This is a genomic window from Burkholderiales bacterium, from assembly GCA_035560005.1.
Taxonomy (GTDB): Bacteria; Pseudomonadota; Gammaproteobacteria; order Burkholderiales; family Eutrophovitaceae; genus DASRFY01.
Window position 1 is genome coordinate 1 of sequence record DATMAN010000028.1, and the last position, 3,435, is coordinate 3,435.

General features: G+C 65.2%; 2 protein-coding genes. Both read right to left on the reverse strand.

Annotated elements, in window-relative coordinates:
• Positions 1-15: 15 nt before the first annotated feature.
• Entirely contained in the window at positions 16-2,433 is a 2,418-nt protein-coding gene (locus VNM24_03325; protein HWQ37630.1) for a heavy metal translocating P-type ATPase, read from the reverse strand.
• An 81-nt stretch (positions 2,434-2,514) separates the two neighbouring features.
• Entirely contained in the window at positions 2,515-2,946 is a 432-nt protein-coding gene (locus VNM24_03330; protein ID HWQ37631.1) for a DUF2934 domain-containing protein, read from the reverse strand.
• Positions 2,947-3,435 lie beyond the last annotated feature (489 nt).

The window sequence follows — 3,435 nt, forward strand, 5'->3', positions numbered from 1 at the left end:
CCGCCACTGCTGCCCTCAGGCGGGTACCGCCTCGAGGCGGGTAGGCGGGCTGATGTCCGACAATCGCGTTTTCTTCAAGAGCGCCGAATTCACGATCACGGACAGCGAGCTCAGGGCCATCGCCGCCGCGGCGATGATCGGATTGAGAAGGCCCAGGGCCGCGATCGGAACGCCGATGCTGTTGTATATGAACGCCCAGAACAGATTCTGTTTGATCTTCGTCATGGTCGCGCGCGACAGCCGGATGGCCGCGATCACGTCGCGCACATCGTTGCGGATCAGGATGATGCCGCCGGTTTCCTTGGCCACGTCGGAGCCCGATCCGATCGCAATCCCGATATCGGCCGTGGCCAGTGCAGGCGCGTCGTTGACCCCGTCGCCTACCATCGCCACCGACTTGCCCTGCTTCTGGAGGTCGCGGATGACCTGCGCCTTGGATTCCGGAAGCACCTCGGCGATGACTTCGGTGATGCCGAGCTGCCGGGCGATGGCCTCCGCGGTGCGCCGGTTGTCGCCGGTGAGCATTACTACTTCCACGCCTTCGCGCTTGAGCGCGGCAACGGCATCTTTCGCTTCCGGTTTCAACGTGTCGGCGACCGCAATGATCCCGCTGAGCTCACGGTCGCAGGCGACCAGCATCGCGGTCTTGCCGTCCGATTCCAGGCGTTGCATCGCCGCTTCGGCGCTGGAGATGTCGATGCCCTCGCGCGAGAACAAACGCCGATTGCCCAGCACGACGTTGCAGCCCCGCGCGTGACCGCGAATGCCGTGCCCCGGGAGAGCTTCGAAACGCTCGATCTGCGGCAGATCGATCCCCCGATGGCGGGCGGCCCGCACGATGGCCTCGCCCAGTGGATGCTCGGAACCCGATTCCAATGCCGCGGCCAGACACAGCACGTCATGTTCCGGCCTGGTGGACAGGACCACAATGTCGGTGACCTCCGGCTCGCCTTTGGTCAGCGTGCCGGTCTTGTCGAAGACCACGGTGGTGAGCTTCTGCACCCGCTCGAGGACTTCGCCCCCGCGGATCAGGATGCCGGCTTCCGCGCCTTTGCCGACCCCGACCATCAGTGCGGCCGGCGTGGCGATGCCCAGCGCGCAAGGACAGGCGATGATCAGTACCGCGATGAAGGCGAGCAGCCCCTGCGGAAAGTTGCCGGCGATCCACCATCCGAAAAAGGCGATGAAGGCAACGGCGACGACCGCGGGCACGAAATAGGCAGTGACGCGGTCCGCGATGCGCTGGATCTGCGCGCTGCTCGCCTGCGCTTCCTCGACCATCCTGATGATATGGGCGAGCGCGGTGTCCGCACCGACTTGGGTGGTCCTGAAGCGCAACAGGCCGGTGCGGTTGAAGGTCCCTCCGATGACTTCGGAGCCGGCGGCCTTTTCCACCGGCATCGATTCGCCGGTCAGCATCGATTCGTCCACCGACGAGGCACCGTCGATTACGACCCCGTCGGTGGGAATCTTTTCCCCGGGGCGCACCACAACGATCTCACCCACCATCAGCGACTCCGCGGGTACCTCCATCTCGGTACCGTCACGGATGACGTGCGCAATTGCGGGCTTGAGATCGAGCAGCTTGCGCACGGCAGCGGAAGAGCGTTTCTTGATCAGCTCTTCCATGTACTTGCCCAGCAGCACGAAGGCGATGATCACCGCCGAGACCTCGAAGTAGACGTCGCGTTCCTCGACCTTCACCGGCAGGATCTCGGGGAAGAAGAGTACCGCGACGCTGTAGAAGTAGGCTACGCTGGTGCCCAGCGCGATCAGGAAGTCCATGTTGATGCTCAGGGTGCGGATCGCACTCCAGGCACCCTTGTAGAAGCTCCAGCCGCCGATGAATTGCACCGGGGTGACCAGCAGGAACAGCCACATCCCCCACGTGAACCAGGGCAGGGCGGGGATCGGCGCCCAAGTCACGATGGTCGCGCCGGCGGCGAGCGCGAGAAATGCTCCTGCGCGCAGGATGGCGAGCGCAAGCACGCCGGTGAGCGCGATCATCACCCGCGTGCGCATCGACTTCAGCTCCTGCTCGGGCGACTCGAAGGTGCGCTGGCAGCCCACGCTGCAGAAGTAGTAGGAGCGCCCGCCGCGCTCGGAGTTTAGGGCGGTCGCCTTGTCTACCATCATTCCGCAGATCGGGTCCTTGGCGAGGTCTTTGGCCCGCCTTACCTCACCGGCTGGAGTGGCTGAGAAGGGTGTCGCAGTTACGTGTCCAGGCCCGTGATCCCCGTGATGACGGTGGACGCGTTCATGCTCCGCGTGCGGCTCGGGAACGGGTCCGCGTCCCGCGTACTTGTCGGGACGGGCCTTGAACTTGGCGGCGCAGTGCGCGGAACAGAAGAAGTAGCGCTTGCCGCCCCACTCGGCGCTGGCCGCCGCGCCGGACTCGTCCACTTGCATGCCACAGACGGGATCGATTGCCATGTTCAGCTCCGTGAAAAGCGTCTACGCCTCAATCGCTCGCCGGCGATGATGTAGCCCTGGACATGCCTCGGGGCGGTGAGGCTAGGCGTCCGTCAGCTTCTCCTTTCGCTCCTCATACTCCTGGGTCGAAATTTCCCCGGCCGCATAGCGGCGGTCGAGGACCTCGCGCGCGCTTTCTCCACGCTCGCGCCGCTGGCCGGCCGATAGCAGCAGGTAGATGATCGCGACCACCACAACGAGCCAGAACGACCACCAGAACGCGTGCATCCCGAAGAACCAGAAATTTTCCCCCATCATCCTTGCCTCCGTTTGTCCGAACTTACAGCCTGACGCGCCGGTCACTGCCGGGCTCGCGCCTTTCCCCGTTGCTGGTCCGGATCGCGCCATCCGTGCCCAGTTTTGCGCCAGCCAGTCCTCCAGTTCGTAACAGGGAGTGAAGCCCCGGCGCTGCGCCAGGAAGTGGGCGGCTTGCGCGATCATCGTGTGGCGCCGTTCGTCGTGCGCCTTGCGCACGGTCGATGCAGCATGACCCGACGGACATCACCGCTCGTTCAGGACGCCAGACTTACAACCGCAGGCGGGAAGTGCTCAGGTAGGGGGAAGGCCGGCACGAGGCGGTTGCAGCAGAGGAACTTGCGCCGCGCTTTCCACGGGGCTGGTCGCCATAACGGTAGCGGGTGCAACGTCGGCGAGCGGTATCACTGCGCACGGTATCGAATCTCGGGCCGGACCCAAACCGGCGGGAACGCTCAGCCCGTCACAGCGGCAAGCGCCCGGCGCCTTCCCGCCCGGCTTGTGCGCTGTGCTCACCAGGCTCGTGATCCGCGGCATGGTCGTGCGATGTCGCGCCTGCGGTGCCCTCCCCGCGCGCTCCATGCGAGAGCATGGGTTCCGATACGCGGCTTCGTTCCGTCCGGTGTTCGCTCCCCGGGATGGCGGTCGTCGGTTTCTTCGCGGTTGCCGCGGTGTTGCTGTTCTCCGAGCACCGTCTGCACGCGCTGG

Bases quoted from the DNA above. Each gene is read 5' to 3' on its own strand.
- VNM24_03325 (HWQ37630.1), bottom strand. From the start codon at position 2,433: ATGGCAATCGATCCCGTCTGTGGCATGCAAGTGGACGAGTCCGGCGCG.